At 46.6% G+C, this 21,570-nt stretch carries 32 protein-coding genes; 5 read left to right on the forward strand and 27 right to left on the reverse strand.

Going from position 1 to position 21,570, the window contains the following annotated elements:
- Positions 1 to 14: 14 nt before the first annotated feature.
- From infA to rpsL, 27 genes are all read right to left on the reverse strand, one after another.
- A complete protein-coding gene (infA, locus tag AAHB90_RS24555) occupies positions 15 to 233 on the reverse strand; it encodes a translation initiation factor IF-1 (RefSeq protein ID WP_015813810.1) in 219 nt (72 codons plus the stop codon).
- Positions 234 to 245: 12 nt separating this feature from the next.
- Positions 246 to 1,043, reverse strand: a complete 798-nt coding sequence (map, locus tag AAHB90_RS24560) for a type I methionyl aminopeptidase (RefSeq protein ID WP_342087889.1) — start codon at positions 1,041 to 1,043, stop codon at positions 246 to 248.
- A gap of 1 nt (position 1,044) precedes the next feature.
- Positions 1,045 to 2,358 carry a preprotein translocase subunit SecY gene (secY, locus tag AAHB90_RS24565; protein ID WP_342087890.1) on the reverse strand — a complete coding sequence of 438 codons (1,314 nt, stop codon included), beginning with the start codon at positions 2,356 to 2,358 and terminating at the stop codon, positions 1,045 to 1,047.
- Between the two features lie 60 nt (positions 2,359 to 2,418).
- Positions 2,419 to 2,865, reverse strand: coding sequence for a 50S ribosomal protein L15 (gene rplO, locus AAHB90_RS24570; protein WP_188934904.1), 447 nt, complete (start codon positions 2,863 to 2,865; stop codon positions 2,419 to 2,421).
- Positions 2,866 to 2,877: 12 nt separating this feature from the next.
- The gene (gene rpmD / locus AAHB90_RS24575; protein ID WP_031528736.1) at positions 2,878 to 3,057 is read right to left on the reverse strand and encodes a 50S ribosomal protein L30; all 180 of its coding nucleotides are present in this window, start codon (positions 3,055 to 3,057) and stop codon (positions 2,878 to 2,880) included.
- 33 nt (positions 3,058 to 3,090) lie between these two features.
- Positions 3,091 to 3,606, reverse strand: coding sequence for a 30S ribosomal protein S5 (gene rpsE / locus AAHB90_RS24580; RefSeq protein ID WP_188934906.1), 516 nt, complete (start codon positions 3,604 to 3,606; stop codon positions 3,091 to 3,093).
- A gap of 14 nt (positions 3,607 to 3,620) precedes the next feature.
- Positions 3,621 to 3,974, reverse strand: a complete 354-nt coding sequence (rplR, locus tag AAHB90_RS24585; RefSeq protein ID WP_188934908.1) for a 50S ribosomal protein L18 — start codon at positions 3,972 to 3,974, stop codon at positions 3,621 to 3,623.
- A 47-nt stretch (positions 3,975 to 4,021) separates the two neighbouring features.
- Positions 4,022 to 4,579: a 50S ribosomal protein L6 gene (gene rplF, locus AAHB90_RS24590; protein ID WP_342087891.1), complete on the reverse strand. Its 558-nt coding sequence runs from the start codon at positions 4,577 to 4,579 to the stop codon at positions 4,022 to 4,024.
- Positions 4,580 to 4,600: 21 nt separating this feature from the next.
- Positions 4,601 to 4,999, reverse strand: coding sequence for a 30S ribosomal protein S8 (gene rpsH / locus AAHB90_RS24595; protein WP_026350532.1), 399 nt, complete (start codon positions 4,997 to 4,999; stop codon positions 4,601 to 4,603).
- A 77-nt stretch (positions 5,000 to 5,076) separates the two neighbouring features.
- Positions 5,077 to 5,346, reverse strand: coding sequence for a 30S ribosomal protein S14 (gene rpsN / locus AAHB90_RS24600; RefSeq protein ID WP_031528741.1), 270 nt, complete (start codon positions 5,344 to 5,346; stop codon positions 5,077 to 5,079).
- A gap of 29 nt (positions 5,347 to 5,375) precedes the next feature.
- Positions 5,376 to 5,930, reverse strand: a complete 555-nt coding sequence (gene rplE / locus AAHB90_RS24605) for a 50S ribosomal protein L5 (RefSeq protein WP_019941743.1) — start codon at positions 5,928 to 5,930, stop codon at positions 5,376 to 5,378.
- Positions 5,931 to 6,007: 77 nt separating this feature from the next.
- Positions 6,008 to 6,349 carry a 50S ribosomal protein L24 gene (rplX, locus tag AAHB90_RS24610; RefSeq protein ID WP_223401956.1) on the reverse strand — a complete coding sequence of 114 codons (342 nt, stop codon included), beginning with the start codon at positions 6,347 to 6,349 and terminating at the stop codon, positions 6,008 to 6,010.
- Between the two features lie 47 nt (positions 6,350 to 6,396).
- Positions 6,397 to 6,765, reverse strand: coding sequence for a 50S ribosomal protein L14 (gene rplN, locus AAHB90_RS24615; protein WP_015813798.1), 369 nt, complete (start codon positions 6,763 to 6,765; stop codon positions 6,397 to 6,399).
- Between the two features lie 2 nt (positions 6,766 to 6,767).
- Entirely contained in the window at positions 6,768 to 7,031 is a 264-nt protein-coding gene (gene rpsQ / locus AAHB90_RS24620; protein WP_188934912.1) for a 30S ribosomal protein S17, read from the reverse strand.
- A 14-nt stretch (positions 7,032 to 7,045) separates the two neighbouring features.
- The gene (rpmC, locus tag AAHB90_RS24625) at positions 7,046 to 7,240 is read right to left on the reverse strand and encodes a 50S ribosomal protein L29 (RefSeq protein ID WP_015813796.1); all 195 of its coding nucleotides are present in this window, start codon (positions 7,238 to 7,240) and stop codon (positions 7,046 to 7,048) included.
- Positions 7,241 to 7,282: 42 nt separating this feature from the next.
- Complete coding sequence (gene rplP, locus AAHB90_RS24630) at positions 7,283 to 7,708, reverse strand: 50S ribosomal protein L16 (RefSeq protein WP_342087892.1); 426 nt, start codon at positions 7,706 to 7,708, stop codon at positions 7,283 to 7,285.
- A gap of 44 nt (positions 7,709 to 7,752) precedes the next feature.
- The gene (rpsC, locus tag AAHB90_RS24635; RefSeq protein WP_342087893.1) at positions 7,753 to 8,586 is read right to left on the reverse strand and encodes a 30S ribosomal protein S3; all 834 of its coding nucleotides are present in this window, start codon (positions 8,584 to 8,586) and stop codon (positions 7,753 to 7,755) included.
- Between the two features lie 19 nt (positions 8,587 to 8,605).
- Positions 8,606 to 8,983, reverse strand: a complete 378-nt coding sequence (gene rplV / locus AAHB90_RS24640) for a 50S ribosomal protein L22 (protein ID WP_188934916.1) — start codon at positions 8,981 to 8,983, stop codon at positions 8,606 to 8,608.
- A gap of 50 nt (positions 8,984 to 9,033) precedes the next feature.
- Positions 9,034 to 9,312, reverse strand: coding sequence for a 30S ribosomal protein S19 (gene rpsS / locus AAHB90_RS24645; protein ID WP_015813792.1), 279 nt, complete (start codon positions 9,310 to 9,312; stop codon positions 9,034 to 9,036).
- 7 nt (positions 9,313 to 9,319) lie between these two features.
- A complete protein-coding gene (rplB, locus tag AAHB90_RS24650; RefSeq protein WP_342087894.1) occupies positions 9,320 to 10,144 on the reverse strand; it encodes a 50S ribosomal protein L2 in 825 nt (274 codons plus the stop codon).
- A gap of 37 nt (positions 10,145 to 10,181) precedes the next feature.
- Entirely contained in the window at positions 10,182 to 10,469 is a 288-nt protein-coding gene (gene rplW / locus AAHB90_RS24655; protein ID WP_015813790.1) for a 50S ribosomal protein L23, read from the reverse strand.
- Positions 10,470 to 10,471: 2 nt separating this feature from the next.
- A complete protein-coding gene (rplD, locus tag AAHB90_RS24660) occupies positions 10,472 to 11,101 on the reverse strand; it encodes a 50S ribosomal protein L4 (protein WP_342087895.1) in 630 nt (209 codons plus the stop codon).
- Positions 11,102 to 11,105: 4 nt separating this feature from the next.
- Positions 11,106 to 11,726, reverse strand: coding sequence for a 50S ribosomal protein L3 (gene rplC, locus AAHB90_RS24665; RefSeq protein ID WP_015813788.1), 621 nt, complete (start codon positions 11,724 to 11,726; stop codon positions 11,106 to 11,108).
- A gap of 284 nt (positions 11,727 to 12,010) precedes the next feature.
- Positions 12,011 to 12,316 carry a 30S ribosomal protein S10 gene (rpsJ, locus tag AAHB90_RS24670; protein WP_015813787.1) on the reverse strand — a complete coding sequence of 102 codons (306 nt, stop codon included), beginning with the start codon at positions 12,314 to 12,316 and terminating at the stop codon, positions 12,011 to 12,013.
- Positions 12,317 to 12,454: 138 nt separating this feature from the next.
- Positions 12,455 to 14,575, reverse strand: a complete 2,121-nt coding sequence (gene fusA, locus AAHB90_RS24675; protein ID WP_342087896.1) for an elongation factor G — start codon at positions 14,573 to 14,575, stop codon at positions 12,455 to 12,457.
- Positions 14,576 to 14,801: 226 nt separating this feature from the next.
- Complete coding sequence (gene rpsG / locus AAHB90_RS24680) at positions 14,802 to 15,269, reverse strand: 30S ribosomal protein S7 (protein WP_342087897.1); 468 nt, start codon at positions 15,267 to 15,269, stop codon at positions 14,802 to 14,804.
- A 120-nt stretch (positions 15,270 to 15,389) separates the two neighbouring features.
- Positions 15,390 to 15,803, reverse strand: a complete 414-nt coding sequence (gene rpsL, locus AAHB90_RS24685) for a 30S ribosomal protein S12 (RefSeq protein ID WP_026350530.1) — start codon at positions 15,801 to 15,803, stop codon at positions 15,390 to 15,392.
- Positions 15,804 to 16,245: 442 nt separating this feature from the next.
- Here rpsL and AAHB90_RS24690 point away from each other — a divergent pair, with 442 nt between their 5' ends.
- The 5 genes from AAHB90_RS24690 to AAHB90_RS24710 all read left to right on the forward strand — a co-directional run bounded on the left by AAHB90_RS24690 (position 16,246) and on the right by AAHB90_RS24710 (position 21,535).
- Positions 16,246 to 18,210, forward strand: coding sequence for an OmpA family protein (locus AAHB90_RS24690; protein WP_446717926.1), 1,965 nt, complete (start codon positions 16,246 to 16,248; stop codon positions 18,208 to 18,210).
- Positions 18,211 to 18,353: 143 nt separating this feature from the next.
- Positions 18,354 to 19,544: a deoxyribodipyrimidine photo-lyase gene (locus AAHB90_RS24695; protein ID WP_342087898.1), complete on the forward strand. Its 1,191-nt coding sequence runs from the start codon at positions 18,354 to 18,356 to the stop codon at positions 19,542 to 19,544.
- A 117-nt stretch (positions 19,545 to 19,661) separates the two neighbouring features.
- Positions 19,662 to 20,243, forward strand: a complete 582-nt coding sequence (locus tag AAHB90_RS24700) for a LemA family protein (protein ID WP_342087899.1) — start codon at positions 19,662 to 19,664, stop codon at positions 20,241 to 20,243.
- Positions 20,244 to 20,309: 66 nt separating this feature from the next.
- Positions 20,310 to 20,753, forward strand: coding sequence for a TPM domain-containing protein (locus tag AAHB90_RS24705; RefSeq protein ID WP_342087900.1), 444 nt, complete (start codon positions 20,310 to 20,312; stop codon positions 20,751 to 20,753).
- Positions 20,754 to 20,755: 2 nt separating this feature from the next.
- Entirely contained in the window at positions 20,756 to 21,535 is a 780-nt protein-coding gene (locus AAHB90_RS24710) for a TPM domain-containing protein (protein ID WP_342087901.1), read from the forward strand.
- Positions 21,536 to 21,570: the final 35 nt, after the last annotated feature.

Consider the following 21,570-nt stretch of genomic DNA (forward strand, 5'->3'; position numbering starts at 1 on the left):
GGTAATCGATCTCCTTACTTGTACCGATATGTAATCCGGGCTTTCGATAGGTCGTAAGGAGACATTTCCAGTTTTACTCTGTCACCCGGCAATATTTTGATATAGTGCATTCTCATTTTACCGGAGATATGCGCTATCACTTCATGCTTATTCTCTAATACAACACGAAACATTGCGTTTGACAATGCTTCGAGAATTACTCCGTCTTGTTCGATTGATGCTTGTTTTGCCATTCGTAGCGTTTGTTACTGTACTTCAACCATAAGGCTGGTGTTGGCCGTCACTTTTTCAATGTAATCGAATGTTGTCAGAATCTCTGCCTTTCCTTTCCGCACTACCACGGTATGTTCGAAATGCGCGGAATACTTTCTGTCGTTGGTCCGGATCGTCCAGCCATCGCGCTCCTGCACTACTGCTTTTGCTCCCAGGTTGATCATCGGCTCAATAGCCAAAACCATGCCTTCTCTCAACCGTATTCCTTTGCCTCGTTTACCGTAGTTTGGTACTTCCGGAGCTTCGTGCAGATCCCTGCCTACTCCATGCCCTACCAATTCTCTCACCACTGTATAGCCACGGTCTTCAACGTAACTTTGTACTGCGTGGCCAATGTCACCGATCCGGAGGCCATCTACCGCTTGCTCAATCCCCTTGTACAGGGATTTCTTGGTTGCGGTCAAAAGGTTCATCACCTCTTTGGAAACTTCTCCTACCGGGTAAGTGTACGCGCTGTCGCTATGATAGCCATTCAACTTTACGCCGCAGTCGATGGAGACGATGTCCCCCTCTTTTAGCACGTAGCCCCCGGGGATCCCGTGGACTACTACTTCATTGACCGATATACAAAGAGAGGCTGGAAACTTGTTGAATCCCTTGAATGAAGGGATCCCACCATTATCTCTAATATATTCCTCCGCTACCGCATCCAGCTTTCCGGTTGTAACGCCCGGTTTTACCCAGGTAGCAACTTCCGCATGTGCTTTTCCGAGTAGTTGAGCACTAACCTTTATCAGGTTGATTTCCTCTTCTGTTTTAAGATAAATCATTTCAGATTGCTACGCTCTCGGTACGCCCTTTTACACGTCCCGACTTCATCAAACCTTCGTAGCGGCGCATAAGCAAGTAGCTTTCAACCTGTTGCAAGGTATCGAGAACCACACCTACCATGATCAGCAACGAAGTTCCTCCGAAGAAGTGAGCAAAGTCAGTCGAGATTCCCAGAAGGCTTGCGAACGCAGGCAAAGTAGCTACTATTGCCAGCATTATTGCGCCTGGGAAGGTGATACGGTCAAGGACAGAGCTGATATATTCAGATGTCTGCTGACCTGGTTTAACACCCGGGATAAACCCGCCTCCACGCTTCATATCATCAGCAATCTGCTGAGGGTTTACCGAAATTGCGGTATAGAAGAACGTAAAAACAATAATCAATACTGCGAACAGAAGGTTGTACTGCCAGGTTGTGTAGTTAGCGAAAATCGTTGCTACGTTGCTGGCAAAATCACTTTTCTCCGCGAAGTAAGATGCTCCCAGTGAAGGGATGAACATCAAAGCCTGGGCGAAAATGATAGGCATTACACCTGCTGCGTTCAATTTCAATGGAAGATACTGACGCTGACCACCCATTACTCGGTTACCTACCACCTGCTTAGCATACTGGATAGGAATACGACGAACGGCTTGGGTCAACATAACAGCACCCATAATTACAAAGTAGAGGGCAACGATTTCCAATACGAATACCAGAATTCCACCACTACCTCTTGATACGAATTCTTTGTAGATCGCACCGGGGAAACGAGAAACGATACCAATCATGATCAGCATCGAAATACCGTTACCAATACCCTTGTCTGTGATCCTTTCACCGAGCCACATACAGAACATGGTACCTGCTGTCAGTACAAATACAGACGAAATGGTGAACATGCTTCTGGAAACCAGAAGAGCCTCGTCAGGTACAGTAGTATTTAAATAGGCAGTACCTTGAACAAGTGTAACAACGATAGTCAGAACCCGGGTAATTTGGTTCAGCTTTTTACGGCCAGATTCCCCTTCCTTCTGCATCTTCTGGAAATATGGCAAGGCCATAGTTAACAGCTGGATAGCAATGGAAGCAGAAATGTAAGGCATGATACCCAACGCAAAAATGGACGCTTTACTAAAAGCGCCACCTAAGAAAGTATCGAGCAACCCCAACAATCCCTGAGTGGATACATTCATTTGATCAGGTTCAACACCTGGCAACGCAACGTAAGACCCCAACCGGAAGATCGTTATAAACAAAAGAGTGTTGAGAATACGTGTTCTCAACTCCTCAATCGCAAATATGTGTTTTATAGTCTCTAAAAATCGTTTCATCTTCTGGGCTTACAACGCTCTGTTCAAAGTAAACAAATTCTGTCGGGTATGGCAGCTAAATTACAATTTAACTGCTTTACCTCCCGCCTTCTCGATCGATTCGATAGCCGATGCGGAAAACCCATGAGCCTGAACTTCAACAGCAGAAGAAATTTGTCCCCTGTTAAGAATCTTAACCAGGTCATTCTTCGCGCTGAGACCATTTTCACGAATCAGATCCAACGTTACTACCGCAACTCCGGTTTTCTCAACCAGCGCCTGAATTGCATCCAGGTTCAACGCCTTGTATTCAACGCGGTTGATGTTATTGAAACCAAATTTCGGCAAACGTCTTTGAAGAGGCATCTGACCACCTTCGAAGCCCAGCTTGCGGCTGTAACCTGAACGCGACTGCGCTCCCTTGTGTCCACGTGCAGCAGTGCCCCCTTTACCTGAGCCCTGACCACGTCCAACCCGCTTTCCTACCTTAACGGAACCAGCAGCCGGTTTTAATGAACTTAAATTCATACTATTGGAATATTAGATTTCTTCGACTTTAACCAAGTGGCTTACCTTGCGGATCATTCCCGCGATGGCATCGCTGTTTTCTTTCTCAACAGACCGGTTCAGTTTACCAAGACCCAACGCTTTAATCGTCAGTTTTTGTCTCTCAGGGCGGTCAATTGTGCTCTTAACTTGTGTAATACGTACTTTTGACATGATTACTCTCAGATTGAGGATAATCCCGAAGGATTATCCGTTGAATACTTTTTCCAATTTAACGCTGCGTTGGAAAGCAACCTGATGCGGAGCTCTCATTTTCAAAAGAGCGTCAATTGTAGCCTTGATTACGTTGTGCGGGTTCGATGAACCTTTGGACTTCGCAAGTACGTCTTTAATACCTGCGCTTTCCAGCACTGCGCGCATCGGGCCACCCGCTAGTACTCCTGTACCAGGAGCAGCAGGCTTGATCAGAACGAAACCGCCGCTGAACTTACCTTCCATTTCGTGAGGAACAGTATGTTTTAGCATAGGAACCTGGATCAGATTTTTCTTAGCATCGTCAATTCCTTTGGCGATCGCGTCAGTAACTTCATTGGCTTTACCCAATCCATAACCTACCACTCCGTTTCCGTCTCCTACAACCACGATGGCAGAGAAGCTGAAACGACGACCACCTTTTACTACTTTTGCTACCCGGTTGATCGCTACAACGCGCTCTTTCAGGTCTGATTCGTTAACCTTTGAAGGTCTTGTATTTGTAGACATAGTCTTTGTTATACTTAGAATTTCAGGCCACCCTCACGAGCTCCGTCGGCCAATGCTTTTACCTTACCATGGTACAAATATCCATTACGGTCAAAAACTACTGCCTGGATACCTGCTTCCTGCGCCTTCTCTGCGATCTTCTTACCTACCTGGGCAGCAACTTCAACATTTGTGTTTTCTTTTCTGCCTCCCAGATCTACCGATGATGCACTTGCAAGGGTAATCCCTTTGATATCATCGATAATCTGCGCATATATACTTGTGTTTGAACGGAAAACCGAAAGTCTCGGGCGTTCTGCACTCCCCTTCACCCGTTTACGGATGTGAAGTTTAAGGCGTGTTCTTCTATCTGCTTTTGCGTTAGCCATCTTAAATCTTATCTTACTTGTTTATAACATTGATCGGTGGCTACGCACTATTTCTTAGAAGCAGACTTACCTGCCTTACGACGGACCACTTCACCAACAAACCGGATACCTTTACCTTTGTAAGGTTCAACTTTGCGAAGGGATTTGATTTTCGCAGCTACTGCACCAATCAGTTCTTTGTCGATACCTTCCAGGATTACCTTAGGGTTCTGACCTTTTTCTGAGGTAGTAGTAACCTTAATTTCTCCCGGAATCGCCATGAAGATATTGTGCGAGTAACCCAATTGAAGTTCGAGAACATTGTTCGTCGAGCTCGCCTTGTAACCTACCCCGATAATTTCAAGCTCACGCTTATAACCTGCGTCAACACCGATCACCATGTTGTTAATCAATGAACGGTAAAGGCCATGCAATGCTTTGTGACGCTTCTGTTCAGTAGGACGCGTAACTTTCAGTTCGCTACCCTCTACTTCAACGGTGATATCGCTATCCACCGCCTGGGTAAGGGTGCCTTTCGGCCCTTTTACAGATACTACGTTATCTTCCGCAACCGACACAGATACACCTGCGGGCAAAACGATAACTTTATTTCCTATTCGTGACATTTCCTGAATAACTTTTAAATATTAATACACGAAACATAACACTTCACCACCCACATTCAGTGTCTTAGCTTCTTTATCTGTCATTACACCTTTCGATGTAGAGATGATCACTGTTCCTAAGCCGCCCAATACACGTGGCAGTGTTGATGAACCTGAATATTTACGAAGTCCAGGCTTACTAACCCTCTCCAATTTCACAATTGCAGATTGCTTTGTCACAGGATTATATTTCAAAGCTATCTTGATAACTCCCTGAGGACCAACCTCGTCGAATTTATAGCTCTGAATGTACCCTTTGTCAAAGAGTACCTTTGTAATCTCTTTTTTTATGTTGGATGCAGGTATCTCAACAACCCGGTGCTTCGCTTTGATAGCGTTTCTGAGTCTCGTCAGATAGTCTGCTATGGGATCCGTTAACATGTTTATGCCAAGTTTAAACACCCCCTTTTGAACGGGAGTGCAAAGTTAAGTAATTGAAATCAGAATTGAAAGTATTCTTACCAACTTGATTTTGTAACTCCTGGAATTTTTCCATCTGACGCCATATCGCGGAACAGAACCCGGGAAATTCCGAATTTACGCATATAACCGCGAGGTCTTCCAGTGATTTTACACCGGTTGTGCAGGCGTACAGGAGAAGAGTTACGTGGTAACTTGTCAAGACCAACCCAGTCACCGGCTGCTTTCAACTTGGTGCGCTTTTCAGCGTAACGTTCTACTAGTGCTTGTCTTTTTCTCTCCCGTGCTTTTACTGATTCTTTTGCCATTGTCGGTAAATAATCTTAGTAGTATTTTCTTATTTATTCGCGTTGGTGAAAGGCATTCCCAATGCTTTCAGCAATTCATAGCTCTCTTCGTCAGAGTTGGTAGAGGTCACGAAAGTGATATCCATACCAGTGATCTTAGCCACTTTTTCGATGCTGATCTCAGGGAAAATAATCTGCTCCTTCACACCGAACGTATAATTTCCACGTCCATCGAACCCTTTGTCGCTGATACCTTTGAAGTCACGTACACGTGGCATTGCAATGGTAGTAAGGCGGTCAAGGAATTCGTACATCTTGTCACCACGAAGCGTTACTTTCGCTCCGATAGGCATGTTTTCACGCAACTTGAAGTTGGAAACCGCCTTTTTAGAGATAGTAGCTATTGCTTTCTGTCCTGTGATCAGGCTCAACTCTTCCACACCGGTGTCAACAAGTTTCTTATCTGCCACAGCAGCTCCGATACCTTTGTTGATAACAATCTTTGTCAAGCGGGGAACCTGCATGCTTGATTTATACTGGAATTTCCCCTTCAATTGCGAAACGATTTCGCTAACGTATTTCTCTTTTAATCTAGGCGTCGCCATGTTTGAAAGTGATTATGTGGATTGCCGACCCACGCGCTTGGTTATAAAAATTAACTGCCTTTTTCGGCAAATCCGGATTATAACAAGTTTCCGGATTTCTTTGAATAGCGTTGCAGTTTTCCTTTGTCGTTCGCTTTACGGCCTGTTCTTGAAGCTTCACCTGTTTTAGGATCAACTACCATCAGGTTGCTGATGTGAATGGCGCCTTCGCGTTTTTCGATGCTACCCTGCGGATTTTGCGCATTTGGCTTAACGTGCTTGGTGATCATATTCACACCTTCCACAGTAGCTCTCTGTTTTTCTACAAGCACCTTGGTGATTACGCCGGTTTCGCCTTTTGCGTTACCTGAAATAACTTTCACGGTATCACCCTTGCGAACGTGCAATTTTGCCGGTGCTTTTTTATTTGTACTTTCCATTGAGGTATTCTCTTAACAGTTTAAAGAAATACTGATGTTTTGATTTCTTACAACACTTCTGGTGCCAGTGATACGATTTTCATGAATTGCTTCTCGCGCAACTCCCGGGCAACCGGTCCGAAAATACGTGAACCCCGTGGCTCATCGTTGTTGTTCAATAAAACTGCCGCATTATCTTCAAACCGGATGTAGGTACCATCCTTACGACGTACTTCTTTCTTCGTACGTACAACAACGGCTTTAGAAACCGTTCCTTTTTTCATATTGCTCGAAGACAGAGCGGATTTCACTGTCACGACGATCTTATCGCCCACCGAAGCGTAACGCTTTCCAGTTCCGCCCAATACCCGGATTACGAGTACTTCCTTTGCGCCACTGTTATCGGCTACTGACAGTCTTGATTCTTGTTGTACCATGATTACTTCGCTCTTTCAAGGATTTCTACTAATCTCCAACGCTTGTTTTTGCTAAGCGGACGAGTTTCCATTACGCGGATCGTGTCACCGATTCCAACCTGGTTTGTTTCGTCGTGAACCATCAGCTTGGTAGTTTTAGTCATAAACTTACCATACTTCGCGTGTTTCACTTTACGCACGACAGTGATCACACAGGATTTCTCCATTTTGTTGCTCACTACCTTGCCAACTCTCTCTTTACGTAAATTTCTTTCTGTTGCCTCCATAATTTCTAAACTGTTTACTGTTGGTTAGATTTAGCCGACAGCTCGGTTAAGAGTCTTGCAATTTCCTTACGTGAGGCGCGAATACGCAAAGGGTTCTCAATTGGAGAAATAGCATGCGCAAATTTCAACCGGAGTAAGCGCTCTCTCTCTTGGGCGATCTGCTCTTTCAGCTGATCCTGCGACAGATTCTTGATTTCTTTACTAGTCATTGCTTTAAATAATTAGCGTTCTAAATACGTTCGGACTAACTTCTATTCCTGATAATCCCGGCGTACGATGAACTTTGTCTTAATTGGCAACTTTTGTGCTGCCAAACGCAATGCTTCGTTTGCGGTATCCAGCGCAACACCAGTCGCTTCGAAAATGATAGTTCCAGGTTTAACAGGGGCTACCCAATACTCAGGGGCACCTTTACCTTTACCCATACGAACCTCTGCAGGTTTCTTGGTGATCGGTTTGTCAGGGAATACACGGATCCAAACCTGACCTTCGCGTTTCATTGCACGTGTTACCGAGATACGGGCTGCTTCGATCTGGCGAGCAGTCAACCAACCTGGTTCCAGCGCTTTTATTGCAAACGATCCAAAAGCGATCTCATGTCCGCGGGTCGCGAGACCGTTGTGCGAACCTTTGTTCTTTTGTTGCTTGCGAAATTTTGTCCTTTTCGGCTGTAACATGATTCTAATCTATTTGAACCGGTCTGATACCGGAAAGTATCTGATTACTTCTTCTTGTTCTTATTGCGTTTGCGACGATCTGCGTCACCTCCGCCTCCTCCTTCACCACGTGGAGCGCCGTCGTTTCTGTCACGACCGCCGCCTCTTCTGTCACCACGTCCGCCACGGTCATTACCGCCACGTTCGCCACCTTGTGCGCTTCTTTCAGCTCTGTCAGATGCCGCAGTTGCTGCACTTGGAGTAAGGTCACGCTTTCCGTACAATTCACCTTTGAAGATCCATACTTTGATACCGATCTTACCGTAGATAGTTTGTGCTTCGGAGATAGCGTAATCGATGTCCGCTCTCAATGTATGCAAAGGAATACGTCCTTCTTTGTATTCTTCTGTACGGGCCATTTCAGCACCACCCAGACGACCTGCCAAACGGATTTTGATTCCTTGTGTTCCTACACGCATTGCAGAAGCGATCGATTGCTTCATTGCACGACGGTAAGAGATACGAGCCTGCAATTGCTGAGCGATAGCTTCGCCTACCAGTTTTGCATCGATTTCAGGACGTTTGATTTCGTAGATGTTGATCTGAACATCTTTTCCTGTAATCTTTTTAAGCTCTTCCTTGATTTTATCAACCTCGCTACCACCTTTTCCGATCACAATACCCGGACGGGCAGTGTGGATAGTCAAAGTGATGCGTTTAAGTGTACGTTCAATAACTACTTTTGAAATCGATCCTTTCGGGATACGTGCTTTGATGTAGTTACGGATTTTTTCGTCTTCAACCAGTTTGTCAGAGAAGTCTTTTCCTCCGTACCAGCTAGATTCCCATCCTCTAACAATTCCTAGTCTTAGACCTATCGGATTAACCTTTTGTCCCATTCGAAATAGATCGTTTTACTTATGATTCGCTAATTACTGCTTCATTTACTGACACCGACGCGTCGTCTACCACGATTGTGATGTGGTTGGACCGTTTACGGATCCTGTGTGCTCTTCCCTGGGGTGCAGGGCGCAAACGCTTCAACATGCGTCCACCGTCAATGAATACGGTTTTAACGATCAGGTCAGCGTCTTCCAGTTTCGATCCTTCGTTCATTTGCTGCCAGTTGGCAACAGCAGAAAGAAGAACTTTGTGCAAAACCGGCGATGAAGCTCTCGGTTGGAATTTCAAAAGTGCCAACGCTTTGCTGACCTTCTGTCCGCGAATCATGTCGGCCACCAATCTCATCTTACGAGGAGAAGTAGGCACATCCTTTAATATAGCTCTTGCTTCCATGTTTCTTTTCAGATATCGGCTCGTCCGTTAGGACCAGCTACGTCGACAAATTATTTTCTTCCTTTATCTTTTTTAGCGGTGTGGCCACGGAAGTTACGGGTTGGAGAGAACTCGCCCAGTTTGTGTCCTACCATGTTTTCAGTTACATAAACAGGGATAAACTTGTTTCCGTTATGTACTGCAAATGTGTGCCCGATAAAATCAGGCGAAATCATTGAGCGCCGCGACCAGGTCTTGATGACAGATTTACGCGACGAGTTGTTCATCGTTTCAACTTTGGCTTCGAGACGAAAGTCGATATATGGTCCTTTTTTTAATGAGCGTGCCATGTTCTACTTATTTTTTACGACGGCTGATAATCAATTTCTCAGAATGCTTGTTGCGGTTACGTGTCTTGAGACCCTTCGCGAACTGACCATTTCTAGAACGAGGCTGACCTCCTGACGAACGGCCTTCACCACCACCCATTGGGTGATCAACAGGGTTCATAGCAACACCACGTACGCGTGGACGACGTCCCAACCATCTTCTGCGTCCTGCTTTTCCAAGCGAAACGTTTATGTGGCTAGCATTGGAAACAACTCCAACCGTTGCGATACAGGTTGAAAGTACCATGCGCATTTCGCCAGATGGCATTTTCAACACCGCGTATTTACCTTCTCTCGCAACCAGCTGCGCGTAAGCACCGGCGCTTCTTGCAAACTGACCACCTTTACCAGGCGTCAATTCGATGTTGTGTACAATCGTACCGATCGGCATTGATCCAAGAGGAAGCGCATTTCCTACCTCAGGAGCTACTGAATTTCCGGACACGATAACCTGTCCTACTTTCAGACCGTTTGGTGCGATGATGTAACGTTTTTCTTCGTCCTCAAACTGGATCAGGGCGATGCGCGCTGAACGGTTTGGATCGTATTCGATCGTAAGGACTGTAGCGGGAGCGTCGAAACGATTTCTTTTGAAGTCGATAACGCGGTATTTTCTTTTGTGACCGCCACCAATATATCGCATGGTACGATGTCCCTGGCTGTTACGACCACCTGTTCTCTTGATGGTTTCCAGAAGACTTTTCTCAGGCTTCGCCGCGGTGATCTCCTCGAACGTAGGAGCCGAGCGGAAACGCTGACCAGCACTTGTAGGTTTTAATTTTTTAACTGCCATTTGCTATTAACTCGTCTAATGATTTGAAATCGTTCAACTAGGCTTCACCGTAGATATCGATGGCTTCGCCTTCGGCTACTGTAATGATCGCCTTTTTGATAGTTGACGTTTTTCCAGTGACAAACTTACCTCCCGATGTGCGGGATTTGCTTTTACCAATGCTACGCATGGTATGAACGCTTTCTACGGTAACCCCGAACAGTTTCTCAACAGCCTTCTTGATCTCTACCTTGTTTGCAGTAAGGGAGACTTCGAAAGCGTATTTACCTTGACCACCCTGAGCCGTTACCTTTTCGGTTATAATCGGACGTTTCAGTACACTCATTGTTATTTGTTCAATTGGGTTTCCAAAATAGAAAGAGCAGATTCACTTATCAGAAGACGGTCTGCATTCATCAGGTCATATGTATTAACCGCATCCACTGTTGTAACTTTCGCTTTCGGAATGTTACGGCTAGACAGGTATACATTGTTGTCGATCTCTGGGAGGATCAATAATGTTTTGGTATTCACAAGAGAAAGTGAATTCAATACATTCAGGAAAGACTTCGTTTTTGGCGCTTCGAAAGTGAATGCTTCCAAAACCGAAACGGCGTTAGATTGCGCCTTAACAGAAAGTGCAGAACGGCGAGCCAATGCTTTTACTTTCTTGTTCACTTTGAAACCGTAGTCACGTGGACGTGGACCAAAAATACGGCCACCACCTACGAACACCGGAGACTTAATGCTACCTGCACGAGCTCCGCCGGTTCCCTTTTGGCGTTTGATTTTACGTGTAGAGTGACTTACCTCTGCACGCTCTTTTGATTTGTGCGTTCCCTGACGCTGGTTAGCCAGGTAAAGCTTCACATCGAGATAGATCGCGTGCGTGCTAGGTTCAATGCCGAAAATTTCCTCAGACACATTTACCTTCTTGCCGGTATCTTCTCCTTTTATATTTAATACGGACAGTTCCATCGTACTACTTCTCAATGATTAGAAATGAATTCTTCGAACCCGGTACTGAGCCACTCACTACGAGAATGTTTTGCTCAGGTATCACTTTCAGAATACGCAAATTCTGAATCTTTACACGATTGTTACCCATGCGTCCACCCATACGGATACCTTTGAATACGCGTGATGGGAATGAACAAGCACCAATCGAACCTGGGTGACGGGCTCTGTTGTGCTGACCGTGCGTCTGACCACCTACCCCGCCGAATCCGTGACGTTTTACAACGCCTTGGAAACCACGACCTTTGGCAGATCCTACAACGTCAACAAACTCGCCTTCTTCAAAGATGTCCTGAACGGACAGTGAAGTTCCAAGTTCATGTTCCACTTCAAATTCCTTGAACTCAACCAATTTTTGCTTGGGAGTCGTATTGGCTTTTTTGAAGTGGCCAATCAGAGGCTGGGAGGTGTTCTTTTCTTTCTTCTCACCAAAACCTAACTGGATAGCCTTATAGCCATCCTTTTCTTCGGACCTAACTTGTGTAACAACACAAGGACCAGCTTGGATCACAGTACATGCCAGAGCCTGCCCGTCAGCATTGTACAAACTAGTCATTCCGATTTTTTTACCAATTAAACCAGACATGTTTGAAATTTAAATTTAGCAGGTAAAACCCCCTTATTCTTTAAAACGGACTGCAAAGGTAGAAAAAACGATTTTAACATCCTAACAGCCCTAAAATATTTCTCGCTGATAATCAGCAAAAAAGGTCAGATGAACGAACATCTGACCTCATTTTTTGAGAAGCTGACTGATCCTTGGCATAATCCAGTGCCTGTCAGGCTTTTCTGAGCTCAGATGTGGTTTCCAGAGGAACCCGGACCTTCATCCAATTTATGTGTTGGTCTAAATCATTAGACCGGCATTTACTATACTTTGATCTCTACATCAACACCGCTTGGCAATTCAAGCTTCATCAGGGCGTCAACAGTTTTAGCACTTGTCGAGAAAATATCCACCAGACGCTTGTAAGTACAAAGCTGGAATTGCTCTCTCGATTTCTTGTTTACGTGCGGCGAACGAAGAACAGTGAATTTCTCTGTCTTTGTCGGCAAAGGAATTGGGCCACTTACCACAGCGCCTGTTGCCTTTACTGCCTTAACGATTTTCTCAGCTGACTTGTCAACCAAGTTGTGGTCGAATGACCGAAGTTTGATACGGATCTTTTGATTCATCTTACTTGTTTGTTTCCGGTTCAGAAAATCAGGCCGGTGTTACCCGACCGCCGATCCAGTGAAAGAACCATTTACTTCACTGGGCGATATCTATAAAGAATGCGTCACCTGGCTGCCCCGGTGACGCATTGAATTGCATTAAGCTTTAACGAGACCTTTCGCCTTCTCGATAACACCTTCTGCGATGTTATTAGGTACGATTTCGTAGTAAGCGAATGTCAGGGATGCAGTAGCACGGCCCGATGACATTGTACGAAGGTCAGTTACATAACCGAACAGTTCAGAAAGAGGTACGTCAGCTTTGATAACCTGGGCACCGTTACGGGTGTCCATACCGCGCATGATACCACGACGACGGTTCAAGTCACCTGTGATAGGTCCGGTGTATTCGTCAGGAGTCAGAACTTCCACGTGCATGATAGGCTCCATCAATTTCGATCCGGCGTGACGAGCAGCTTCTTTGAAACCAAGCTTCGCAGCCAATTCGAAAGAGAGTGAATCTGAATCGACATCGTGGAATGAACCGTGGAACAAACGCACTTTCATCGAATCCAATGGATAGCCTGCAAGGGCACCGTTGATCATCGCAGCTTCGAAACCTTTCTGAACCGGAGCAATGAATTCGCGAGGGATAGCACCACCTACTACTTCGTTTACAAACTGCAAACCTTGTTTCGGCTCTTTTCCTTCTTCGTTGTCATCACGTGGTCCGATTTCGAATACGATATCAGCGAATTTACCACGACCACCCGTTTGTTTCTTGTAAACCTCGCGGTGTTCGTAATTCTTGGTAAGGATCTCTTTGTAAGCAACCTGAGGAGCACCCTGGTTTACTTCCACTTTGAATTCACGACGCATACGGTCGATGATGATTTCAAGGTGAAGCTCACCCATACCTTTGATGATCGTCTGACCAGTTTCTTCGTTAGACTCAACCTGAAGGGTTGGATCTTCTTCGATCAGCTTGGTGATTGCTTTCGAGAAGTTATCGCTATCAGCCGCTTTCTTAGGCTCGATCGCATAACCGATTACCGGTTCTGGGAACACCATTGATTCGAGGATGATCGGTGCTTTTTCTTCTGAAAGGGTATCACCTGTCTTAATATCTTTGAAACCTACTACCGCACCAATATCACCTGCTTCAAGTCTATCGATTTGATTTTGCTTGTTAGCGTGCATTTGGAAAATACGGGAGATACGCTCCTTGTTTCCTGAACGGTTGTTCAATACATATGAACCTGATTCAAGTACACCCGAGTAAGAACGGATGAAGCAAAGACGACCTACGTAAGGGTCAGTTGCAATTTTGAACGCAAGGGCACAGAAAGGATCTTTTTCAGATGGCTGACGGCTGATTTCGTTACCTGTACGTGGATCTGTACCGATAATGCTTTCGCGATCCAATGGTGAAGGCAGGATAGCCATCACGTAATCAAGCATTGTCTGAACCCCTTTGTTTTTGAAAGAAGAACCACAAACCATAGGAACGATCTTCATGCTGATCGTCGCAGCGCGCAATGCAGCAAGGATTTCGTCTTCTGTGATCGAGTTAGGATCTTCGAAGTATTTCTCCATCAAACTTTCATCGAACTCAGCAACCGCTTCGAGCAATTTCTCTCTCCATTCGGTAGCTTCCTCGATCATATCGTCAGGAATAGGCACCTCGGTGAAAGTCATACCTTTATCAGCTTCGTTCCACTCGATACCACGGAAGTTAACGAGGTCAACCACGCCGCGGAAAGTATCTTCTGCACCGATAGGCAATTGAAGAGGTACAGCGTAGCTGCCCAGCATTTCTTTCACCTGCGTACAAACTTTCAGGAAGTCAGCACCGGAACGGTCCATTTTGTTTACGAAACCGATACGTGCTACATTATAGTTATTAGCAAGGCGCCAGTTTGTTTCAGACTGAGGCTCAACACCATCTACTGCACTAAAAAGGAACACAAGACCATCCAATACGCGAAGGGAACGGTTTACCTCAACGGTAAAGTCAACGTGACCTGGGGTATCGATGATGTTGATGTGGTATTTTTCGTTACGGTAGTTCCAGTTAACAGTCGTAGCAGCGGAAGTAATAGTGATACCACGCTCCTGCTCCTGCTCCATCCAGTCCATCGTAGCTGCACCATCGTGCACCTCTCCGATTTTGTGGCTTACCCCTGCGTAGTAAAGGATACGCTCCGTTGTCGTTGTCTTACCGGCATCAATGTGCGCAGCAATACCTATGTTTCTTGTTAATCTTAAATCACGTGCCATGACAGATGGTGATGTGTTTTTATATATTCAAAGTGCAATTCTATGCGAAGCGGTTTGAATTTTTCCCTCAGCGCAATCCACTGGTTTTCAAAATTCAGAGCGCAAAAGTATAAATTGTTGATTATAAAAACAATTAAGGAAAAGTTATTTTTATAAAAACCTTAAAATAAAAATCGGGAACCCGGATAAAACCGAGCTCCCGACCTTAATATGTCTGCGCTTTCGCTTAGAAACGGAAGTGCGAGAACGCTTTGTTGGCATCTGCCATACGGTGCGTATCGTCTTTCTTCTTCACAGCAGCACCTTCACCTTTTGCAGCAGCGATAATTTCGCCGGCCAGACGGTCAACCATTGTCTTCTCGCCACGCTTGCGGGAGTAATTGATCAACCATTTCATGCCCAGTGACTGCTTGCGCTCAGGACGAACTTCGGTAGGAACCTGGAAAGTAGCACCACCTACGCGACGGCTCTTAACCTCAACGGAAGGAGTTACGTTGTTCAATGCCTTTTTCCAGGTTTCAAGGCCATTTTCGTTGGTTTTTTTCTCAACCAGCTCCAATGCATCGTAGAAAATAGTGAAGGCAATGCTCTTCTTTCCTTCGTACATCAGGTTGTTAACGAATTTGGTAACCTGTACGTCCCTGAACTTAGGATCAGGGAGGATATATCTTTTCTTAGGTTTCGACTTTCTCATTTTGTCTTAATGTTTTTAACGAGGTTTCGTTTTGCAACTTATTCACCCTGGGGTAATTACCAGGATTACTTCCCTTTTATAAGAATTGAATTACTTAATAAAAGCAGAGAGAGTTACTTTTTATTTTTTCTTACCTTTTACTGGCGCTGCCGGAGCTTGTCCTGGTTTCGGACGTTTCGCACCATATTTAGAACGGCGTTGTTTACGTCCGTTAACACCGGCGGTATCCAATGCACCACGGATGATGTGGTAACGAACACCTGGCAAATCCTTCACACGACCACCGCGGATCAATACGATCGAGTGCTCTTGCAGGTTGTGGCCTTCACCTGGGATGTAGGCATTCACCTCTTTGTTGTTCGAAAGACGAACACGCGCTACTTTACGAAGTGCGGAGTTCGGTTTCTTAGGCGTAGTTGTGTACACCCGGGTGCACACGCCCCTGCGCTGAGGGCATGAATCCAAAGCCGGAGACTTGGATTTCCATGTAATGGTCTCTCTACCTTTACGGACTAATTGTGAAATAGTAGGCATTTAACAATTTGATTTTGATTCGGTTACCTAACCGATCGTTTGTTATATAAACACTTTTCCCGAAAAATCGGACTGCAAAAGTAATAATCTATCCTTGATTTACAAACCGTTAACAACTTTTTTTACTTGCCTCCCACCATTCTTTGTCAGGAATTGTCAGGTTGTGGTCAGGAGGCAGTCAGGAAATAGACAGGAAGTAACCGATGAGTTTTGGACGAATGGCTGGTTTTGGCGGGCAAATGCACCTGAAATTCCTAAAAAGCTCATTTTTTGAATAAAATTCTTCCTATATAGTATCCTGAATTTTATTTCCAATCGTTGTTTATTAGTATTGTTTTTCAGAAACCCAGTGCGCGTCGAATCGTTTGATTTTATACTCTACATTATGAAACTTTTACGGAGTTACTTTACTCTCATAGTTTGTTTTGCAATCTGTTTATACTTGTCCGGCTGCAACTCGGCGATGCAGGCATATAAAGACGGCCAAAAGAAGTTTGCGAACGGAGAATACGACCTCGCCATCAAGGGTTTCCAGAAAGCGGCCGAGGCTAATATCGAGCCCGTACAGACGAGCTACCTGATCGCAGAGTCGTACCGCCTCTCCAACCGTTTCAAGGAAGCCATTCCCTACTACAAAAAAGCCATCGACGGCGGTATTACCAATGCTGACGCACAGTTTCAATATGCATATGCATTAAAAACCGCCGGGCAATATGATGAAGCTTCCGCACAGTTTGCCGCATTTGCCAAAAGCCCGAATGTCCCGCAGAACTTGCAGGAAAGAGCGTCACGGGAAGTCGAGATCATCCGCATTGCCGACCGTTTGAAATCAACTAAAATGGAAGTCGCGCTGAAAGACCTTCCGTTGAACACTGTCGGCGCCGAGTTCGCACCCACGATAATTGGCAGCGAGCTGGTATTCTCTTCTTCCAAAAAGGAAAAGATTTATAAGAACAACGGCCAGCCAATGCTGGGCCTGTATAAAATCAACATTGCATCGGATCCCGGTAACACGCAGGGAAATCCTGTTTTGTTCAGCCAGGACATTTTCTCTCCGGATGCTAACGAAGGTTCACCGGCGTTTTCCCCGGATGGCAAGACGCTGGTTTTCGCAAGAGGAAATACCGGCAAGAAAAACAGCAGCGTCGATGTCGACCTTTACATGAGCCGCAATATCAACGGTCAATGGACGCCTCCTGCTCCCCTTCCGGTCAATGACTCGCTCGCATGGGACGGCTCCCCCGCATTTTCGCGAGACGGCAAAACACTCTATTTCGCATCCAACCGTGCAGGCGGTGTGGGCGGTATCGACATTTACCGTACCAATATGGACGCGTCCGGCCGGTTCAGCCGCCCGGTGAATATGGGCAGGGACATTAACACGGCCGGCGACGATATGTTCCCGTATGTAGCCGAAGGAGGAAAGCTCTACTTTGCTTCCGACGGCCATCCCGGTCTCGGTAAACTCGATCTCTTTTCAGCAACCAGGACACAGGGTGTGATCACGATCGAAAACATGGGGCTGCCATTTAACAGCCCGCAAGATGATTTTGGACTGGTATTTTACCAAAACCTGAAAAAAGGCTTCTTTGCTTCAAACCGCGATGGCGGCAAGGGCGACGATGACATTTATTACTTCGCGGCACCGGAAGAAGAGGATACGACAACCGTCGCAAAACATACCGACCCGAACGACCCGCTTAATCCCAACAACCCGAACTATATTAATGGTAAAAGGAAAGTAGTGCGTTACTTCCTGGCCGGAACTGTTATTGCCAATGGAGAAACACCCACCCCGATCGATTCGGCGGTGGTACGCATTCTGCCTGATACCTCGGATACGCAAATCGCGGAATTCCCAACGGCGAAAGACGGCAAGTTTGGTCGGCAGCCAGTGGAAGAAGGCCAATCTTACCAGTTGCTCGTGCAGCGTAAAGGCTATATCAGCAAACGAGAGCCGTTCTCCATGTCGGGGCGAAACATTCCGCCGATATTCCTGACGAAAGAACTGACGGATACGACATTTAATGTAACTATCAAGCTCGACAAGCTGGAATTGAACAAGACCTTCGTTTTGGAAAACATTTATTACGATTTGAATAAATACAATATTCGCCCGGATGCCGCGGTGGAGCTTGACAAACTCGTTCAAATCCTGAAAGATAACCCGACGATGACCATTGAGCTCAGCTCTCACACGGATGCGCGCGCAACAGACGCCTATAACATGACGCTCTCGCAAAACCGCGCCGAATCCGCGGTCGCCTACCTCAACTCCAAAGGTATCGAAGCCGACAGGATGGAGGCAAAAGGTTACGGAGAAAGGGAGCTCATTGTGCCGAATGCCAAAACAGAGGAAGAGCACCAGCGCAACCGTCGCACCGAATTCACAATCCTGAGTTATTGATTTATTCAACCGTAGAAAAAGCCCGTTGCGAACCGATCGATTTCGCAGCGGGCTTTTCTCATATGGCCCGAGCCATCCTGGCCATTTTTTGTATACTTGCATTTCATAATATATCCCGAAGAGTAATTATCAGTATAGTATAAATGGCCCGACGCATAATCTATTGGTTCAGGAATGATTTGAGGTTGAAAGACAACCAGGCACTTTTTTCAGCTGTGGCTGCCGCCGACGAAATCCTTCCCGTATATGTTTTTGATGCCCGTCAATTTGAAAAAACAAAGCTCGGCTTCCGCCGGACAGGCGCATTACGCGGACGATTTCTCATCGAGGCAGTAAGCGAGCTCCGCGAAAATATACGGCAAAAAGGTGGTGACCTGCTTATTCGCTCAGGCACACCCGAGACCATCATTGCCAAGCTCGCCGAAGATTTTAATGCAGACTATGTTTACACCAGCAAAGAAATTGCCCCGCAAGAAACCCGCATTGAATCATCACTGAGTAAAAACCTCAAAACGGCTAACGTCGACATCAAGCTGTTCTGGATGGACACGATGATCAACGCATTCGACTTGCCGTTTCCGGTATCCAAGCTCCCCTCCGGTTTTCCCGACTTTGAACGCTTATTGAGCAACGATCTTAAAATAAAGGATCAGTTCCCAACGCCGGAGAAGATCACATTACCGGTAGACTTCGAGGCTGGTGCCATTCCGGGGTTACCTGAGCTTGGAATCGATCCGAATGAAATACCCGCAGAAACGGCGCACGTATCACCCGGAGGAGAAACACTTGCACTCGCTGGCTTAAAGGAATATGTGGAACAATATGTAAAAAAGGACATCGCCTACCCTTCGGCCGAGCCCCTTACCGATACCCGGCTTTCCGACTGGCTTTCGCTGGGCTGCATTTCGGCATCTTACATTTATCGTAGTGTAAAAACCGCCCAGTCGCACGCGGTAACGGAAGATGCCATCATTACCAATTTGCTTAAAAGGGAATTCCTGCATTGGACATTGCTACGGTACGGGCCGCGAATGTTCAAACCGAGCGGTGTCAGACACCATTTTGACCGTCGATGGAAGAACGATAACGCCCTATTTGAGAAATGGACAAACGGAGAAACAGAAAGCGGGGCTATCAATGCTATTATCCGGAAACTTACTACAACCGGTTTCATTACGGCATCGGAGCGTGAGGTCGCGGCGAAATACCTGGTCGACGACCTGGACATCAACTGGACCTGGGGCGCGATGTATTTTGAAAGCCTGCTGCTGGACTACGAAGCGTCCGTCAACTGGGGCCGCTGGAACACCATAGCCGGTGTCGGCGAAGACTGATCCCGCACAAACAAGGTAATATCGTCTCGGGAGACCGGCTATGTAGATTTTCTAACAGATTTTGCTAGCTTTGGTCAACTTTGAATCACATTCAATAACTCTAAACTGAATATTAAAATGTCAAAAGGACTCATTGCAGTTATCGTCGTTGTTCTGATTCTCGGATTCGTTGGCTGCGGTAAATATAATGGCCTCGTACAGAAAGATGAGGTTGTAAAAGAAGCATGGGCCGGGGTAGAAAGCCAGTACCAGCGCCGCGCCGACCTTATTCCCAACCTGGTAAATACGGTGAAGGGAGCTGCCGATTTTGAAAAAAGCACATTGACAGCCGTGATCGAGGCGCGTAGCAAAGCCACGCAAACCACGATCAGTGCAGACCAGCTTACTCCCGAAAACATCGCCAAGTTCCAGGCGGCGCAGGATCAGTTGAGCGGTTCATTGTCACGCCTGCTTGTTTCGGTTGAACAATATCCTCAACTGAAAGCCAACCAGAACTTTCTCGAACTGCAAGCTCAGCTCGAAGGCACTGAAAACCGCATTACGGTGGAACGCGGCAAGTTCAATACCGTCGTGAAAGACTATAACCAGGAGGTGCGTACCTTCCCGACCAACCTCTTCGCCGGGGTGTTCGGCTTCTCCCAGAAAGGCTATTTCACCGCCGCCCCGGGTTCCGAGAAGGCGCCTACCGTACAATTCTAAGTTTAGCGCCGGGTGCCTTTCGTACCCGGCGCCGTGTTTTTCCTCAATCCGTATCAACCCGGCTCCATGGCAACCGAACCCCTATTTTTCACGGAAGAAGAGCAGCAATACATTATTGAGGCTATTCAGGAAGCAGAAAAACAGACTTCCGGGGAAGTAAAAGTGCATATCGAAAAGAAATGTCCCCTGCCGGACGTCATGGAGCGCGCCAAGGAGGTGTTCCTGTTTTTAAACCTGCACCAAACCGCGGAACGCAACGGAGTACTGTTTTATCTTGCCTACGAAGACCGGAAATTCGCCGTACTCGGCGATAAGGGGATCGATGAAAAGGTAAATCCCGATTTTTGGGACAGCACCAAAGAGCTTCTCCGAAATCATTTCAGGGCCGGGGAATTTAAGGAAGGGCTTAGCCGTGGCATTCAGGAAGCCGGTCTGCAATTGAAAAAACACTTTCCCTACCAGTCCGGCGACATCAACGAACTTCCGGATGATATTTCGTTCGGCCATTAACTATGAGGCAATTCATCATTTACCTACTGCTCGCCGTCGCGACACTAACCGGTGTGCAGGCACAGGATATTCCTCCCAAACCCGACCCGCCAAGGCTCGTCAACGATCTTGCCAACCAGCTTAACCCCAGCGAACGGCAAATGCTGGAACAAAAGCTGATCGCTTACAACGACTCCACATCCTCCCAGATCGTGATCGTAACCGTTCCGACATTGGGCGACTACCCCATTGCCGACTACGCTTTCAAACTGGGTACCGAATGGGGTGTGGGCCAAAAGGGCAAGAACAACGGTATCGTGTTGCTTTGGGCACCGAAGGAAAGAAAAGTATTCATCGCCACAGGTTACGGCCTCGAAGGCGCAGTCCCCGACGCGATCGCCAAACGCATTGTTTCGCAAGTCATCACACCGCGGTTCAAGGCCGGACAATTTTACCAGGGCCTCAGCGACGGCGTCGACATGATATTCAAGTACGCGTCGGGCGAGTACAAGGCCGATCCGAAGGAGGATAGCGGAGATGGTGGCGGCTTCCCTCCCCTGCTAATTGTCGGGATCATATTCATTATCATCCTCATCATCATGTTCCGAAACAGGGGTGGCGGCGGAGGTAACCGCGGCTATCGTGATACCGGTATTCCACCCATTTTCTTTCCCTACACCACCCATTCCGGCCGTGGGAGTTCCTCAGGAAACTGGGGCGGATTCGGAGGAGGTGACGGCGGTGGCTTCGGCGGTTTTGGCGGAGGCAGTTTTGGTGGCGGTGGCGCCGGCGGCGATTATTAGTATTTCAAACAATGGCCATTCAAAAGCGGGCAGGA

Origin of the sequence: Dyadobacter sp. OTU695 (assembly GCF_038440355.1) — a bacterium.
Lineage (GTDB): Bacteria > Bacteroidota > Bacteroidia > Cytophagales > Spirosomataceae > Dyadobacter.

Excerpts from the sequence above, each read along its gene's own strand:
- infA (WP_015813810.1), bottom strand. The coding sequence starts at position 233 with ATGGCAAAACAAGCATCAATCGAACAAGACGGAGTAATTCTCGAAGCA.
- map (WP_342087889.1), bottom strand. The coding sequence starts at position 1,043 with ATGATTTATCTTAAAACAGAAGAGGAAATCAACCTGATAAAGGTTAGT.
- secY (WP_342087890.1), bottom strand. The coding sequence starts at position 2,358 with ATGAAACGATTTTTAGAGACTATAAAACACATATTTGCGATTGAGGAG.
- rplO (WP_188934904.1), bottom strand. The coding sequence starts at position 2,865 with ATGAATTTAAGTTCATTAAAACCGGCTGCTGGTTCCGTTAAGGTAGGA.
- rpmD (WP_031528736.1), bottom strand. The coding sequence starts at position 3,057 with ATGTCAAAAGTACGTATTACACAAGTTAAGAGCACAATTGACCGCCCT.
- rpsE (WP_188934906.1), bottom strand. The coding sequence starts at position 3,606 with ATGTCTACAAATACAAGACCTTCAAAGGTTAACGAATCAGACCTGAAA.
- rplR (WP_188934908.1), bottom strand. The coding sequence starts at position 3,974 with ATGGCTAACGCAAAAGCAGATAGAAGAACACGCCTTAAACTTCACATC.
- rplF (WP_342087891.1), bottom strand. The coding sequence starts at position 4,579 with ATGTCACGAATAGGAAATAAAGTTATCGTTTTGCCCGCAGGTGTATCT.
- rpsH (WP_026350532.1), bottom strand. The coding sequence starts at position 4,999 with ATGTTAACGGATCCCATAGCAGACTATCTGACGAGACTCAGAAACGCT.
- rpsN (WP_031528741.1), bottom strand. The coding sequence starts at position 5,346 with ATGGCAAAAGAATCAGTAAAAGCACGGGAGAGAAAAAGACAAGCACTA.
- rplE (WP_019941743.1), bottom strand. The coding sequence starts at position 5,930 with ATGGCGACGCCTAGATTAAAAGAGAAATACGTTAGCGAAATCGTTTCG.
- rplX (WP_223401956.1), bottom strand. The coding sequence starts at position 6,349 with ATGGAAAGTACAAATAAAAAAGCACCGGCAAAATTGCACGTTCGCAAG.
- rplN (WP_015813798.1), bottom strand. The coding sequence starts at position 6,765 with ATGGTACAACAAGAATCAAGACTGTCAGTAGCCGATAACAGTGGCGCA.
- rpsQ (WP_188934912.1), bottom strand. The coding sequence starts at position 7,031 with ATGGAGGCAACAGAAAGAAATTTACGTAAAGAGAGAGTTGGCAAGGTA.
- rpmC (WP_015813796.1), bottom strand. The coding sequence starts at position 7,240 with ATGACTAGTAAAGAAATCAAGAATCTGTCGCAGGATCAGCTGAAAGAG.
- rplP (WP_342087892.1), bottom strand. The coding sequence starts at position 7,708 with ATGTTACAGCCGAAAAGGACAAAATTTCGCAAGCAACAAAAGAACAAA.
- rpsC (WP_342087893.1), bottom strand. The coding sequence starts at position 8,586 with ATGGGACAAAAGGTTAATCCGATAGGTCTAAGACTAGGAATTGTTAGA.
- rplV (WP_188934916.1), bottom strand. The coding sequence starts at position 8,983 with ATGGAAGCAAGAGCTATATTAAAGGATGTGCCTACTTCTCCTCGTAAG.
- rpsS (WP_015813792.1), bottom strand. The coding sequence starts at position 9,312 with ATGGCACGCTCATTAAAAAAAGGACCATATATCGACTTTCGTCTCGAA.
- rplB (WP_342087894.1), bottom strand. The coding sequence starts at position 10,144 with ATGGCAGTTAAAAAATTAAAACCTACAAGTGCTGGTCAGCGTTTCCGC.
- rplW (WP_015813790.1), bottom strand. The coding sequence starts at position 10,469 with ATGAGTGTACTGAAACGTCCGATTATAACCGAAAAGGTAACGGCTCAG.
- rplD (WP_342087895.1), bottom strand. The coding sequence starts at position 11,101 with ATGGAACTGTCCGTATTAAATATAAAAGGAGAAGATACCGGCAAGAAG.
- rplC (WP_015813788.1), bottom strand. The coding sequence starts at position 11,726 with ATGTCTGGTTTAATTGGTAAAAAAATCGGAATGACTAGTTTGTACAAT.
- rpsJ (WP_015813787.1), bottom strand. The coding sequence starts at position 12,316 with ATGAATCAAAAGATCCGTATCAAACTTCGGTCATTCGACCACAACTTG.
- fusA (WP_342087896.1), bottom strand. The coding sequence starts at position 14,575 with ATGGCACGTGATTTAAGATTAACAAGAAACATAGGTATTGCTGCGCAC.
- rpsG (WP_342087897.1), bottom strand. The coding sequence starts at position 15,269 with ATGAGAAAGTCGAAACCTAAGAAAAGATATATCCTCCCTGATCCTAAG.
- rpsL (WP_026350530.1), bottom strand. The coding sequence starts at position 15,803 with ATGCCTACTATTTCACAATTAGTCCGTAAAGGTAGAGAGACCATTACA.
- AAHB90_RS24695 (WP_342087898.1), top strand. The coding sequence starts at position 18,354 with ATGGCCCGACGCATAATCTATTGGTTCAGGAATGATTTGAGGTTGAAA.
- AAHB90_RS24700 (WP_342087899.1), top strand. The coding sequence starts at position 19,662 with ATGTCAAAAGGACTCATTGCAGTTATCGTCGTTGTTCTGATTCTCGGA.
- AAHB90_RS24705 (WP_342087900.1), top strand. The coding sequence starts at position 20,310 with ATGGCAACCGAACCCCTATTTTTCACGGAAGAAGAGCAGCAATACATT.
- AAHB90_RS24710 (WP_342087901.1), top strand. The coding sequence starts at position 20,756 with ATGAGGCAATTCATCATTTACCTACTGCTCGCCGTCGCGACACTAACC.